This window comes from Nostoc sp. NMS4 (genome assembly GCF_017115095.1).
Lineage (GTDB): Bacteria > Cyanobacteriota > Cyanobacteriia > Cyanobacteriales > Nostocaceae > Nostoc.
In genome coordinates, this window is sequence record NZ_JABXKI010000159.1 from 1 (window position 1) to 14351 (window position 14351).

A 14351-nucleotide genomic window follows, 5' to 3' on the forward strand; every position below is an offset into this window, starting at 1 on the left:
CAATGACAAATGACAAATGACAAATGACAAATGACAAATGACAAATGACAAATGAGTATTACCAGAATTTTTGTATTAGCAAAGAATGTTTTTCAGGAAGTGGTACGCGATCGCATCTTATATATTATTGGTTTTTATGCCTTAATACTTGCCATTGCCTCTCGCGTATTTCCTGAATTTGCAGCTACGACTGAAGACAAAATGTTTTTAGACTTTGGGATGGCTGCGATGAATGCCATCGGGTTAATTATTGCGATATTTATTGGTACAGGACTCGTTAATAAAGAAATTGAAAAACGCACTATCTTAATGTTAATTGCTAAACCTGTGAGTCGCAGCGAAATTATCGTCGGCAAATACTTTGGTTTATCCGCCGTATTGCTTGTAGTTGTCGCCACAATGACAGCAATTTATTTGGTATTTCTGCAATTTGGGAATACTCCTCATCCTACGGCAAGCATTCTCATTGCTGCAATTTTCTTGTTTTTGCAGTTGTCATTAATTACTGCTGTGGCTATTACTTTTGGTGTTTTTACTGCTTCTCTGCTAGCGACTGTTTTAACCTTTGCGGTATATTTAATCGGAAATATTACTCAAGATTTAGTACAACTTGGTCGTCTTAGCCGTAACCCTGCTATGGAAGGTCTAACTCAAGCTTTGTTTCTTTTCTTGCCAGATTTATCTCGATTAGATTTAAAAAATGATGCTGTTTATGGTCTGCAAGCACTACCTGACACTACTGCACTGATTATGAATGCTGGTTATGGCTTACTTTATAGTGCCATGTTGTTAGCGATCGCTATTTTTATCTTTTCAAAACGCGAATTTTAAGCATTGGGCAGCCTCTTGCCTCAAAATGTTGAAAATCGGGTGGAAATATGTCAAATTTAGGGTATTAGCAGGAATTTGTACTTTTGGGTAGTAGCATGTTTTGCACAAAGCGATCGCGTCCTGCTGCCTTTGCTTCATACAACGCCCGGTCTGCTGCGGCAATCATTTCTTCTAAGTCATAATCCGGCTGAGGAATTTCTGTCGTAAACCCGACACTAATAGTTACATAAGAACTAACTTGGGATTTTTGATGAGGAATTGCTAATGCTCGGACAGCATGACAAATTTTATCGGCAACATAAGTCGCCCCCATGGTGTCTGTGTTAGGTAAAATTACAGTAAATTCTTCCCCACCATAACGGGCAACTAAATCTCCGGGACGTTTAATAATATCTTTGATAGCTTGAGCGATTTTCTGAAGACAGCGATCGCCTACCCGATGACCATAAGTATCATTATATAATTTGAAGAAATCAACATCGCAAAGAATCAAAGAAAGCGGACGTTGTTCGCGTTTTAGACGCTGCCACTCTTGGGAAAAATACTCTTCAAACCGTCGGCGATTAGCTACTTGAGTTAACCCATCAATAGTAACTAATCGCTGCAATTCCAGATTCATGGCTTCCAGGTCTTGCTGTAACTGAGATTGCTGAATCAAGCGTTTTACCCGTTGTCGCAAAACTGGCCAGTGAATCGGTTTGGTAACATAATCCATTGCCCCCACTGCAAATGCTCGATCGACTGACTCTTGATCTTCAAGTCCTGTAATCATTAAAACTGGAATGCGCTTGTAATTCACAAGTTCCAACTGAGTGCAACACTCGAATCCATCCATATTCGGCATCATGGCATCAAGGAGTACTATATCAGGGTGCAGTTGCTTAAAAACAGTTAAAGCTTCGATGCCATTTTCAGCTTCCGCGATTTGATAGCCTTCCCGCTCTAAGAAATGCCGCAGTACCAGGCGAATAAAAGGTTCATCGTCAACAATTAAAACTAAAGATTGGCTTTCTTGAGCAGTGGCTTTCATGGTGCTTCCTTCGCAAGTTCTTTTTCTAAGGCAGTTTTAACTTGTTCATATTCTTGATACAGTAGTGAAAGTAGTTCTAAATCGTTATCTAATTTACTGCTGCGTGCCTGTGCTTCTAACACCTTGCAAAGTTGCGCCAAGGCGATCGCTCCAATAGAAGCACTGCTGGACTTGAGTTTGTGCGCTGTCTTCCATATAGTCTCGATATCCTGATTTGCGATCGCTGTGCTAATATGTTGCACTAGTTTGGCTGTCTCTGTAAGATAACACTCAATTAGTTCAACAAATGCCACACGATCTCCTCCGACTATATTCTGCAAGGATTGGAGGATTTTGGGATCAATTTTGGCACTTTTTAATGTCTGGTTTTGCCCTGACTGGAAGATATTTGGCGAAGGTGGCAATTCTAGGCGCATCACTTCCCTTTGTTTTTCGATGTAAGTGAATTGAGAATTTCTTTGGTGTGGACATTTACTGAGCGCTTGAGCTAACTCTTGCAGGTGAATGGGTTTGCTAATGTAGTCATCCATACCAGCAGCCAGACAAAGTTGGCGATCGCCCCGCATGGCATTGGCAGTTATGGCGATGATATACGGGCGAAAACCCACCTCCCATTGTTCAGAAATTCTCCGAGTTGCTTCTAACCCATCCATGTTGGGCATGTGAACATCCATCAACACTACATCATAAGGCTGTTTTTGCAGAGCTGCGATCGCTTCTAACCCATTGGTGACGACATCTGCCCCATAACCTATTTTCTGTAGCATCAATAGGGCAACTTTCTGATTAACAACCGTGTCCTCTGCCAGCAGAATCCGCAGTGGCAGTCGATGACCCAAATGCCGATCGACTATGGGAAAATGAGAAATACTGGCTAAGATCGGCTGATTTCCCAAAACACGAGTCATGATATCGTAGAGTTGAGAGTGTTTGATCGGTTTACTCAAAGAAGCAGCAAACTGGACATCATTAAAATCAGCAGAAGTTTCCACTTTCGCCAAAGAGGTCATAATCACCAAAGGCAGATTTTGAAAACCAGATTGCTTGCGGATTTCACGAGCTAGGGTTATGCCATCCATTTCCGGCATCTGCATATCTAAAATAGCAATATCAAACTGGGTTCCTCTAGCAAGTTCAATTAAAGCTTCTTTACCAGATTTGGCAGCATAAGTTTCCATCTTCCAAGACTTAGCTTGCAAGCTGAGAATTTGGCGATTGGTGAGATTATCATCCACAATCAATAGTCGCTTAGACGCAAGTAGCGTGTTTAATTCAGCTTCTTCTGACTGAGCAGCCACTTTGGTAATAATGGTGAAGTAAAATGTTGAACCTGGTGAAGGGTCAGAAAATGATAATAATTTCCCATTATCCCATCTAGGGCTAGGATTACCACCAATAAACCCCTGGCTTTCTACCCAAAGAGTGCCGCCCATCATCTTACTGAGCCGCTTACTAATCGCCAATCCCAGCCCTGTGCCACCATATCGTCGAGTCATGGAGACATCAGCCTGAGTGAAGGGTTGAAATAATCGCTCTATTTTCTCTGGTGCGATGCCAATACCTGTATCTTTGATCGCAAATTGAATTTCGTAAAGAAGCTGCTCTTTTTCAGATTGGGGACTTTTACTTCGGCTTCGCTCAGTATAAGCCCGCAATCTGCGATCGCCAATTCCCAGTTCCACAGAGAGTAAGACTTCTCCAGTTTCCGTAAACTTAATGGCATTGTTGAGAAGATTCATTAAAACTTGGCGCAGACGTGTCAAATCGCCGATAATCTGAATCGGAACTTGGGACCCAATTACATAAACCAGTTCGATATCCTTTTGGGCAGCTTTTGGAGCTAAAAAGGAAATAGCCTCTTCTACACAAGCTCTCAAATCAAAAGGCTGTTCTTCTAATTCCAGTTTGCCTGACTCAATTTTGGAGAAATCTAAAATATCGTTGATGATGGTGAGTAAAGTATCTCCGCTACTGTGAACTGTTTGCAGAAAGTCTTGCTGTTGAGGTGTAAGGTCAGTATCCAGCAGTAAGTCTGTCATCGCAATCACAGCATTCATTGGAGTCCGAATTTCATGGCTCATCATCGCCAAAAACTCGCTTTTTGCCCGATTTGCGGCTTCTGCCTGACGTTTTGCCCGCTCCAAGGCAAAATTTTTCAAGGTCAGTTCTTCACGTTGGCGGGTTTCTTGTTCCAGTAAGTGAGCTTGTGCCAGAGCAATACCTAGTTGAGCCGCCACAGCTTCTAATAATTCGATTTCGTCTTGTGTCCACTGGCGAAAATAGTTGCACTGATGTAAGCCGATCGCACCATTGGGTTCTCCTTGATAGGAAGTGCGGATTGACAGCATAGACTTTAGCCCAATTTTTCGGCAGATAGGTTGAACCGTTTGTAGTAAAGGCTCAACGTACACATTTGGAGAAGCGATCGCACTTTCTTGGCTCATCATCTGTTCCGCATGAGGATTGTTAGTCATGGGAACTTCCAATTTCAACATGGAGGAGTAACCAGGGAGTGTATTATACTCTGCTACTAGGGGAATTCGGGGTGTGGGGTTACTAATGTAAGAGTGGATCAGACAGCGATCGGCTGCAAATGTTTGGCCAATTTGGGTAGCAGCTGTCTCAAATATTTTGCTGGTATCCAGACTTTGGCGAATTTCCTGAGTAATTTGTTCAAGTAGTAAGGTGCGATGTAATTGCCTTTGCAGTGCCTCTTTAGCTCGTTTGTGTTCGGTAATGTCGTGATTGATGCCAACAGTGGCAACGGTTTCCCCCTGTTCATCCTGTAGAGCGACTACGGTAGTTTCGCAAATTCCCTTACTGCCATCTTTGCGAATAAACTGTATTTCCCCTGCCCAGCGTCCTTGCTGGTTGATTTTTTCCAAAATTTTGACGCTTAATGTTGCGGCTACTTCTGGTTGATGCAAAATACTAGGATTTTTACCCAAAATCTCGGCTTTGGTATAGCCAAACATACTTTCAGCAGCAGGATTCCAGTCAATAATACTTCCGGTTAAATCTGTGATAATTACGCCATCATGCATATTTTCAAAGGTGAGAGCTTGCCGATGCAGACTAGCTTCGGCTTCCTTGCGTAAGCAAAGCTCCTTGTAGACATCGCTAATATCTCTCTGAATGCCAATGAAGTGGCTTAACTTGCCATTATCGTCATGAATAGGAGAAATACTCAATTCATTCCAAAACAAAGTGCCATCTTTGCGATAGTTGCGGAGAACAACTTTGCAACTTGTTCCAGCTTGAATAGATGAGCGTAATTCATTGAGTACTGGTTGCTGGGTATCTGTGCGTTGCAAAAATCGACAGTTTTGCCCAATTACATCAGTAGCACTGTAACCTGTTATTTGCTCAAAGGCAGCGTTGACGTAAAGAACTGGATTGTAGGCGAGTCTGGCATCGGTAATAATAATTCCATTACTGGTAGCGGCAAGTGCCTTCTCTCTTAATCTCAAGGTTTCTTCAACCAATTTTAAATCAGTAATGTCAAACATAAACCCCCTCAGCCCGATCGCAGTTCCGGCTTCTTCAACGACACTAACAATGTCTCGCAGCCAAACAACTCGCCCATCCGCAGCTAACATCCGATATTCAAATTCGTGATTCTCGCACCTAGCAGTTGCTTCTTGACAAAAACGAACAGAATTTTTCCTGTCATCTGGATGTAAATGATTAACCCAAAAATTTTCCTCGTACCACTCTGCAATCGGATAATTTAGCAAGTCTACCGCTTGCGGCCCAACGTAAGTAAATCGCCAAGTTTTCAAGTCCAATTCCCAAGGGATGACTTTGACCGTTTCTAGTAACTGGCGTAAACGATTTTCACTGGTGCTGAGGGCAATTTCTACCTGTTTGTGTTCAAAAATCCTGTGACTTAACTCCTGATTGATTGCTGTTATTTGTTGGTTTCTTGCTTTCATTGCCAGAGCAAAATAGATTGATAATGTCAACGTGACAACAACTAATAACCCTGTAATCAATACTACTTGTGTTACTAATCCCGGATTTTGGATTAAAAATCTCTGCCAGAGTAGGAATACAGAGATTGAGAAGAAAATCCCTAGCAACACCGCTAGTAATTCTCGTTGGCGAAAAAATATCACAGCTTTGAACCAGTCATATCGGTGCTGTTTTACCACTTATTAACTCTCTAGCATTTTCAAGGCTGATTGCACTAACTTTTACTTTTAAGTAATCTAAAAGATCAGTAGCAAGGGTGCAATTACGGAATTTATTTTTAGTTAATTTATTTGTTGGCAGAAAAAGTTAATCATTCCTAATTATAATTACACTTCTTTTGATACCAATTCTTGATTTCCTCGGCAGTACTACAAACCAAAAGATCCCCGACTTCTTGAAGAAGTCGGGGATCTGAGCCTCTCGGTAGAGGGTAAATGAAATATAGCGGTTCCCAGACATTTTTAGTAGACTACGCCCGCGATCGCAATAAAAGAGTCATGGAGATTAAAAACAAGGGTTAAATGACAGCTTCTTGGCGTTGACAATCAAAAACAACCATATAGGAAGCATTTGGTATTTCTTGAGGGAGGTGACGCATATAGCCATCAGCATCAGAACGGCTGCGGAAGCGAGCAACAATCTCCCGTTGCGTATTAGGAAGTAGGCGAGCGATCGCCCAAGAATTGAGGCGTTCTTTATATGCAATAGCTTGATTGTCTGATTGGGAAGTTTTGTTATCCGTATTTTCTGGCATAATTATCTTAACCGTATGAAGTTTAATCAAGGGCGTTAATTAGTTTCTAGGTAGGAATGCACTAACGCTTTTTTTAATGCTGCTGCCACCTTGTTATTCGATTCTGAATAAATTGTCAACACTGAGCGCTATATTTTAGACCAATTAAGTTGGAATTTTCCGGTGACGATGAATCTCAAAACCTTAACTTGCAATTGTTTCCAGCACATAACAATCTTCAAGTAGGAAGTTTGGCAATTATTGGGTTTCCATGATTTATATGCATACACATAAGTAAAGTCCACATCAGTGGCAAAAGCAATATTAATGTCTGAAAAAATACTATTAACGTTTCAACAGAAAATAAACAATAACGTGCGTAGAATTACAGCAGAATTCAGGAGTCAGGAGTGATATCATGTCGGCTAAATTAGTTTTGATATGTCATTGCCAACGGAACGAAGTGCAGTGAACGCGATCGCTAACGCTTGCAATGACAATCTCTTCACCACTCCTTATTTAGTAGGGATTCAAATTCAGCTTGTAAGGCGCTTATATCTGCTAATCTTGTGACTAGTAAATTATCCCTACCAGCATCATTTAAACGTACTTTCCAATAACGAATACTGTCTGAGTTATTCAACCAAAACTTAATTACGGTATCTACAACTTGATCCAGATTCCAATCCCACTTTGCTGGGACTGATTCTACAGATTCTAAAAACGTATCTAGCGTACACCTATGCATTCCCAAGTATTCTACGCCTTGGTTGGGTAGTTGCTGCCCATTTTGCTGTTGGTGATCAAAAAATTGTAAAAGTGGAGATACTCCGACAATGTCAAAAGTGTATTTCATGCCAGTACTACCAATTTTATATTACTTGCAGGGAATATTTAGTTTCTTCTAAAATAACATCTAAAAACCAACTATAGCATCTATAAAAAGTGCAGCTTTGGTCTATATCATAGGCACTAAACCTCAGTCATAAATTAGCACTCAATCATTGCAAGTGCTAATAGTAACCGTTCAGGGGGTACGCCTGCGGCGCACCACTCAACATAAACGTTGTAGCTATTTGACTATAAGAAGTGTAAGCACAAAGATGCAAACCTAAAAAAATGAAATCTGATTGAATTTTTGATTTGATGTTACGAGATAGTACAGGGGTGTATAGGTGTAATCAGTGGGTGTCTGGATTTGCAATATACCATCTGTCCCAATATGCGATCGCAACTTCATTGTTTCCATGTCGGCATTCCAGAACTCATACTTAATAAATTTGGGAAGTACCTTAATTATGCTGTTACTTTCCTCACTAGAAATAAAAGCATAATATCGCAACCTGGGTACACGGCTAATTGAATGTACAAATATCTGGGTATCCAGATATTTAAATACCTGAGTAATGAACTACCCCAAGCTCAGGCGAAGCCAGCTTGGGGTTTCTACATTCCCCAAGTCGTTTTTAGCAAGCTTCACCTGAGATTTCTGACGCTTCGCTTGTCCCAGTTGCTTCAAGATCCGCGCTTTTTTGCGGGTGCGTAAAGTAGAGCCAGCAACATCAGCGTCTGCGAGACTGGTTCCCAATCCCGGTAGAATACCTTTAAGATTTCGCCCAGAGGCTGTTGCTGCTGTTAGAGACATGAACATCAGAATGTGTACATCTTTTCGGCTAAATTGAGGATGGAACGAAGCGCTGGACGAAGGCAAGGGATATGTCGGCGACTTCTCGCCAGCCGCTATCGATTGTCAGCGAGGGTGCAGTCCTTGGGGACAAATTTAGCTTGGAGACTGGCAATCGCTTGATAATTAAATTTACCTAAAAATGAAGACCACTTTTTACAAAGTTATTCTGTCGTTACAATACTTTTTCATCTCCTAGCTGTTAAAGGCTTTAAACCCTAGCGTCACTAGACCAATCGCATCTGTCCAAGTCAAAATGCTCTTTATCCCCTTTTGTAGCCGGAAATCCTGACTTTAATTTGGTTTTTTAGGATGTAAAGGAATTTCAATCACAAACTTTGTTCTGTTATCTAATAGGGAATCATACCAGATGTTGCCCCCGTGTTTTTCTACAACTATTTGATAACTGATAAATAACCCCAGTCCTGTACCTTGTCCTACAGATTTAGTAGTGAAAAATGGGTCAAATAATTTCGAGCGAATTTCTTCAGGAATGACCCCAGCATTATCAATTATTGAGATAGATATTCGATGTTCCGCTGTGAGCTGAGTTTGAATCCAAATGCTAGGTGTTTTGTGTTGTTCTTTATTTGTTGTGACTGACTCTGACAACACCTCAATAGCATTCATTAAAATCTGCATAAATACCTGGTTGAGTTGACCAGGATAGCAATATACTAAAGGCAATTGACCGTATTCTTTAATAATTTTAATTTCCCGCCCTGATGGTTGTAGCTGAAGGCGGTGATGCAAAATCATCAAGGTATTATCTATTCCCGAGTGAATGTCTGCTTTCTTAAAATCAGATTCATCCAAACGAGAAAAATTTCGGAGTGATACAATAATATCTCGAATCCGATTTGTACCACCTTCCATTGATTGGAGAATGCTGTTGATATCTTGTGCGATAAAGTCGAGTTCTATCGAGTTAATCAGTTGTTGAATTGATGGTGGTGGATGAGGGTAATGCTGCTGATATGCTATCACTAATTCCAGCAAATTTTGAGTATACCCATCTAAATACTTGAGGTTTCCGTGGATGAAGTTGATCGGGTTGTTAATCTCGTGTGCTACTCCAGCCACTAGTTGCCCCAAACTGGACATTTTTTCTGTTTGAATGATTTGTGCTTGGCTATGTTGCAGTTGTGAAAGTGCAAGTTGTGCAAGTTGAGCATTGTTACGAGCTTCAGTATAAAGTTGTGCTTGTTTCAAAGATATTACAAGCTGATGATTCGTCTGAATGTAGTCAAGAATTAGTCCAGTCAGTGGCACTAGATAAGCAATAACTTTTAAAAAATGAGCAATATTAAAGTCATTATCGAATAGCGCTTTGGAGCCAAAAACCATGTGCAATTGGGTAACAGTATTGGGAATAGTACTGATGATTAAAGAGTGAGAAAATAGACTAGGATGCTGATGCCAAAAACGTGGATAAAGAAGAATGCCAGCAACCAAAAATAGAATTAGGGGTATGGCATCCCAAGGTCGAGTGACAATTGATTTTGGGAAGATGGTTTGTGGGAGGATATGACTATTTGCACAAGCCGCAATTATGCTATAGCAAACTAATCCCAAAAACAGAGTTATTACAACTACAAAACTGAGACTACCTTGCCACTTTCTCGGTTTAATTTTTAAAAAAATTATCACCCCAATTATTGTCACTAAGGCATTAGCAAGCCGACATAATGCCCAGGTAAAAGGGATCAGTTTACTGTTATCAGCCACGGCTGTAATTAATCTATCCGCAGCTAGAGTGTGGAATGCATCCATTAGTCCAGCACACAGCAAAGTCACACCAATTATTGGCGTGATGACATCTCCTTTGATGTAGAAGTGGGTAAAAGCCAGAATGACAATGAAAATGGCAGTACATACAGCACTCCATTCTAAAATTGTATGAATGAAACTTCCTTCTAATTGGTGATAGATAACTTCTTGGCAAGAGGTAATCGATTTGGTATTTCCACAAACACCTTCTCTTGTCGGGAATGTAATATCTGAAGCAAAACTAAATCCCAACAGGTTTAATCCCAATGGGAATAGGCAAATGAGCCATATTGTCGCAATTAACCGAGCAGGAAGTTTCGGTGTTTGCCCTGTTGATATCGCTACCACAAGTACCTCTGGAGTAGAAATTAATGCGTAGGGAGAATAGAGCAAAGTACTTGAAATATATGAAAAGACAAGACTTCTATTTTTCCTTTTTCTTATAATTCCCAAAAATCAGTAGACTCTAACTAAATACAGTCTCCACTGATTTACCGCTTCCCGGTGCGGCGACTAAAGCAGTGGAGCTATCGGCTCTGGCTAGACTCACCTTTTGATTGAAGCAGTGATATGATTTAATTGTGTGAGGAGCAAGTTAAAAATAAAAAGCGTCTGGGGTGGAAACACGGCAACACTCCCAGGCGCTTTTTAATTGGTACACAGAAAAAAGTCTTTGCAGATTTGCCCAAACTTGATTGCTATACATCGGATGTAGCAATAGCCCAACCTAAAATCTAAAATTTATCTGAGAAAGTTGCGATCGCTGGAAACTGGCGCTGAGACTTTCTGCAAAATCGAACGAAAATGCCTTAAGTTGCACCAAATTGAGATTGTAAGACTTCATCGTTATTATCAGCGATCGTTGCCACAATGGTAATCAGCCGAGATACTTCGCCAGGGGATAACTCCGCTAAGGTGCGTGTCGATATTACAACCACCCGATTTTCAATAATACCAAAACGCGCTTCAAAAGTACTAGAGCAGTTCAACTCCAAAAGATAGCGCATCAACTTAGGTTCATCTTTGGCAGGTAAATTTAGCACTGTAGACCAAACCGTTATGGTGTCTTCATCGGTTGTACCGTTGAGTTTTACAAATACTTCCACACTTCCGTACTTAAATTTCCAGAGATAACCACCTTCTGGAGTGTGGCTAACCATCGCACTATCATCTTGTTCCAAAGAATCAATGACATTTTCAATTACCTCCAGATGATTAATGCCTGTCGTCTCGGCGATTAACTCATTAATGGATTCGTCACTAGTTAGGGTTTCTGGGTAGCTTGTCATACAGATTTTTTCTCAACATACTTGCTGTTTTATCGAAGATTTGGGTAAAACCCCCGTGCTAGAAGCACGGCTTTCTAGTAAACTAGAAATAGTCGCCATAGGGCATTGGGAGACTCTAAACGGATGTGGAGAGAAGGTAAGACTACCTCGGTAGCACATCTCAGTGAAGCGTCAAGGAATCCTCTCTCCTTTAGGAAGAGGAGGTATGTCAACTACACATACTTTATAACTTCTAGACGCAGTTGTAGGGGCAATTCATGAATTGCCTTAGCTGGAAGCTTAAGGTGTTTCTCCCGCCAGAATGGGGGATGGTGGCGGGAGAAACAAAGAATTATTCTGGAAAAATTAATGACGATCGCGCTTAACCTACATCATCATGGGCAAAGCGGTTAAAGAGGAAGTCTAGGGCATAGTTACGCAGTTGGTAGTATTGTGGATCTTCCATGATCCTGGCGCGATCGCGGGGACGAGAAAAAGGAATCTCCATAACTTCACCAATTTTCGCATGTGGGCCATTGGTCATCATTACCAATTTGTCTGCCAAAAACAATGCCTCGTCGATGTCGTGGGTAATCATCAGCACTGTACAACGGTTATCACCCCAAATTTTCAGCAATTCTTCCTGTAATTCTTCTTTGGTGATTGCATCCAGCGCCCCAAAAGGTTCATCTAAAATTAAAACTTTCGGACGAATCGCCAAAGCCCGGGCGATAGAAACCCTTTGTCTCATCCCGCCGGACATTTGCATGGGTTTCTTTTCCATTGCGTCCGCCAGTCCCACCATTGCTAAATGATCGCGGACGATCGCTCTTTTTTCGGCTTGTGGTTTGTTGGGATAAACGGCATTAACAGCTAAGTAAATGTTTTCAAAAGCAGTCCGCCACGGTAACAGGGCATAGTTTTGGAAGACAACCATCCTGTCTGGACCTGGCTTGGTGATTGGTTCTCCTTCGAGTAAAACTTGCCCGGAGGTGGGAAAGTTAAAACCGGATACCATATTTAACAGCGTCGATTTGCCACAGCCTGAATGACCAATAACGCAAATAAACTCGCCCTGTTCGACGTTGAGGTTTACGCCGTCAAGTACAGTGAAGGGGCCTTGCTTTGTTGGGTAGACTTTGGTAACGTCTTTAATTTCTAGAAAAGGTCTGCGGCTGGTGGTTCCACCGGCTAATGGTTTTCCTAGTGTGGTTGTAGCTGTCAAGTTGCGGTTTTGCATGGTATTTGGGGTTTGGGTATTGGGTATTGGGGACTGGGGACTACTCGCTGCAACCAGTAGTCTGGCAACCTAACTTTGAGAGGTAATAGAACGAACCGCAAAGACGCGAAGTACGCGAAGGAAGAAGGAAAGAAGACTCTCACGATTTTTTTATGAAGCGAGTTTTCTTCTTGGTGCATCAAGAACAACTTCCGCGACTGAAAAATCACGCTTAATTTTCAAGCTGTTGAGATAAGCGATCGGATCGTCGGCGTTAAAGGGAGTACCATCGAAGAGTTTGATCGGTTGGCGAATATAGCTAATATCCAAACCTAATTCTCGTGCGGCAGTGCTGAAAACTCGCACGCGACACACCCGTTCAACAACTTCTACCCAATTTCTGGGGAAGGGAGTGTCACCCCAACGCGCTAATTGACTCATAATCCAAATTTGTTCGGTGCGACTGGGGCGGTTAATGGCAGACTCAGAATAAAACTGATGATGGGCATAGTCTCGCAACGGATGGTCTAAGTCACAGGTGAGACTATCTGGATCTTCGAGTTGAATGTATTCTAAATCAGTGCTGACGTACTCTCGTCCTGCTAAAATTTGGCGAATTTCTTCGGCATTTTCGGGATTTGCACAATACTGACAAGCTTCTAACAAAGCTTTGGTCAAGGCGATATGCGTATTTGGATAATTTTCTGCCCAATCTTCCCGCACACCAAGAACTTTACCGGGGTGTCCAAACCAAACTTCTAAGTCGGTAGCGATGGTAAAGCCGACACCTTCCACGGCGGCGCGGTAGTTCCAAGGTTCACCGACGCAGTAACCATCAATGCTTCCGGCTTTTAAGTCGGCTACCATCTGCGCTGGGGGAATGGTCTTCATATCCACATCAATGTCGGGGTCAATTCCACCTGCTGCTAGCCAGTAGCGCAATAGCAAGTTGTGCATAGATGCGGGATGTACTACCCCCATTGTGTGCCTTTGTTCGCGGGTAAGAATTAGGTGATTTCTGAAATCTGATAAGGTTTGCACACCTCGGTCATAAAAGCGTTTTGCTAAGGTGATGGCGTTACCGTTGCGAGTCATGGTCAGGGCAGTAACAACAGGCAAAGGTTGGTTGTTATGTCCTCCCAAAGTTAACCACATGGGCATCCCTGAAGGCATTTGAGCCGCATCTAAATAACCACCAGTTATGCCATCAACGATACCCCGCCAGTTGCTTTCTCGCACAAGGTTGACTTCATCTAAACCATGCTTGACAAAAAAGCCTTTTTCTTTAGCAACTGCTAAGGGGGCGCAAGCGGTCAGAGGTAAAAAGCCAATTTCTAGGTTAACTTTTTCCAACCCATGACGGGCAATGTCGGCAGTTTTCCGCGCCCGAATTTTCTTGATCCGTTTTTGCTGATTCAGGAAGTAAATCATCTCACTCCGTAAGCTGTAGTAGCTGGGATGTTCAACTACTTCCATCCGCTTACGGGGTCTGGGAATATCCACTTCTAAAATGTCGCCAATTTTAGATTCCGGGCCGTTGGTTAGCATCACAATTCTGTCAGATAACAGCACCGCTTCATCGACATCATGTGTCACCATCACGGCGGTAACTTGATTTTCTTCGCAGATTTGCATCAGTTGTTCTTGCAAATTGCCGCGTGTGAGTGCATCCAATGCACCAAAGGGTTCATCTAGCAAGAGTAATTTGGGACGAATCGCTAAGGCGCGGGCGATCGCAACTCGCTGCTTTTGTCCACCTGATAACATTCCTGGTTGTTTATCAGCATGGGGACGCAAACCCACCATATTTATATGTTTTTCGATAATGGCGTTGCGTTCCT

The 14351-nt window shown here is 42.1% G+C and carries 11 protein-coding genes; 1 reads left to right on the forward strand and 10 read right to left on the reverse strand.

Features of this window, described 5'->3' with window-relative positions; translation table 11 throughout:
• The first annotated feature begins 51 nt into the window (after window positions 1-51).
• Window positions 52-831 (forward strand): ABC transporter permease, encoded by a 780-nt coding sequence (locus tag HWQ37_RS13340; protein WP_292747977.1) that lies wholly within the window; start codon window positions 52-54, stop codon window positions 829-831.
• A gap of 64 nt (window positions 832-895) precedes the next feature.
• Here the strand turns inward: HWQ37_RS13340 and HWQ37_RS13345 are convergent, their stop codons facing one another.
• The 10 genes from HWQ37_RS13345 to HWQ37_RS13390 form a co-directional block, all read right to left on the reverse strand.
• Window positions 896-1861, reverse strand: coding sequence for a response regulator (locus HWQ37_RS13345; RefSeq protein ID WP_292747979.1), 966 nt, complete (start codon window positions 1859-1861; stop codon window positions 896-898).
• On the reverse strand, window positions 1858-6015 hold the full coding sequence (locus HWQ37_RS13350; protein ID WP_292747980.1) for a PAS domain S-box protein: 4158 nt from the start codon (window positions 6013-6015) through the stop codon (window positions 1858-1860). Before HWQ37_RS13350 ends, HWQ37_RS13345 begins: the two co-directional genes overlap by 4 nt.
• Window positions 6016-6353: 338 nt before the next feature.
• Window positions 6354-6590 carry a hypothetical protein gene (locus tag HWQ37_RS13355; RefSeq protein ID WP_292747982.1) on the reverse strand — a complete coding sequence of 79 codons (237 nt, stop codon included), beginning with the start codon at window positions 6588-6590 and terminating at the stop codon, window positions 6354-6356.
• A 484-nt stretch (window positions 6591-7074) separates the two neighbouring features.
• A complete protein-coding gene (locus HWQ37_RS13360; RefSeq protein WP_292747983.1) occupies window positions 7075-7425 on the reverse strand; it encodes a hypothetical protein in 351 nt (116 codons plus the stop codon).
• Window positions 7426-7680: 255 nt separating this feature from the next.
• Window positions 7681-7818 (reverse strand): hypothetical protein, encoded by a 138-nt coding sequence (locus HWQ37_RS13365; RefSeq protein ID WP_292747985.1) that lies wholly within the window; start codon window positions 7816-7818, stop codon window positions 7681-7683.
• Between the two features lie 162 nt (window positions 7819-7980).
• Window positions 7981-8220, reverse strand: a complete 240-nt coding sequence (locus tag HWQ37_RS13370; protein WP_292747987.1) for a hypothetical protein — start codon at window positions 8218-8220, stop codon at window positions 7981-7983.
• Window positions 8221-8547: 327 nt separating this feature from the next.
• Window positions 8548-10371 (reverse strand): ATP-binding protein, encoded by a 1824-nt coding sequence (locus HWQ37_RS13375; RefSeq protein ID WP_292747989.1) that lies wholly within the window; start codon window positions 10369-10371, stop codon window positions 8548-8550.
• Between the two features lie 461 nt (window positions 10372-10832).
• Window positions 10833-11312 (reverse strand): YbjN domain-containing protein, encoded by a 480-nt coding sequence (locus tag HWQ37_RS13380; RefSeq protein ID WP_292747991.1) that lies wholly within the window; start codon window positions 11310-11312, stop codon window positions 10833-10835.
• 361 nt (window positions 11313-11673) lie between these two features.
• Window positions 11674-12531, reverse strand: a complete 858-nt coding sequence (locus tag HWQ37_RS13385) for a nitrate ABC transporter ATP-binding protein (RefSeq protein WP_292747993.1) — start codon at window positions 12529-12531, stop codon at window positions 11674-11676.
• Between the two features lie 150 nt (window positions 12532-12681).
• A partial coding sequence (locus tag HWQ37_RS13390) for an ABC transporter ATP-binding/substrate-binding protein (RefSeq protein ID WP_292747994.1) occupies window positions 12682-14351 on the reverse strand: 1670 nt, incomplete at its 5' end.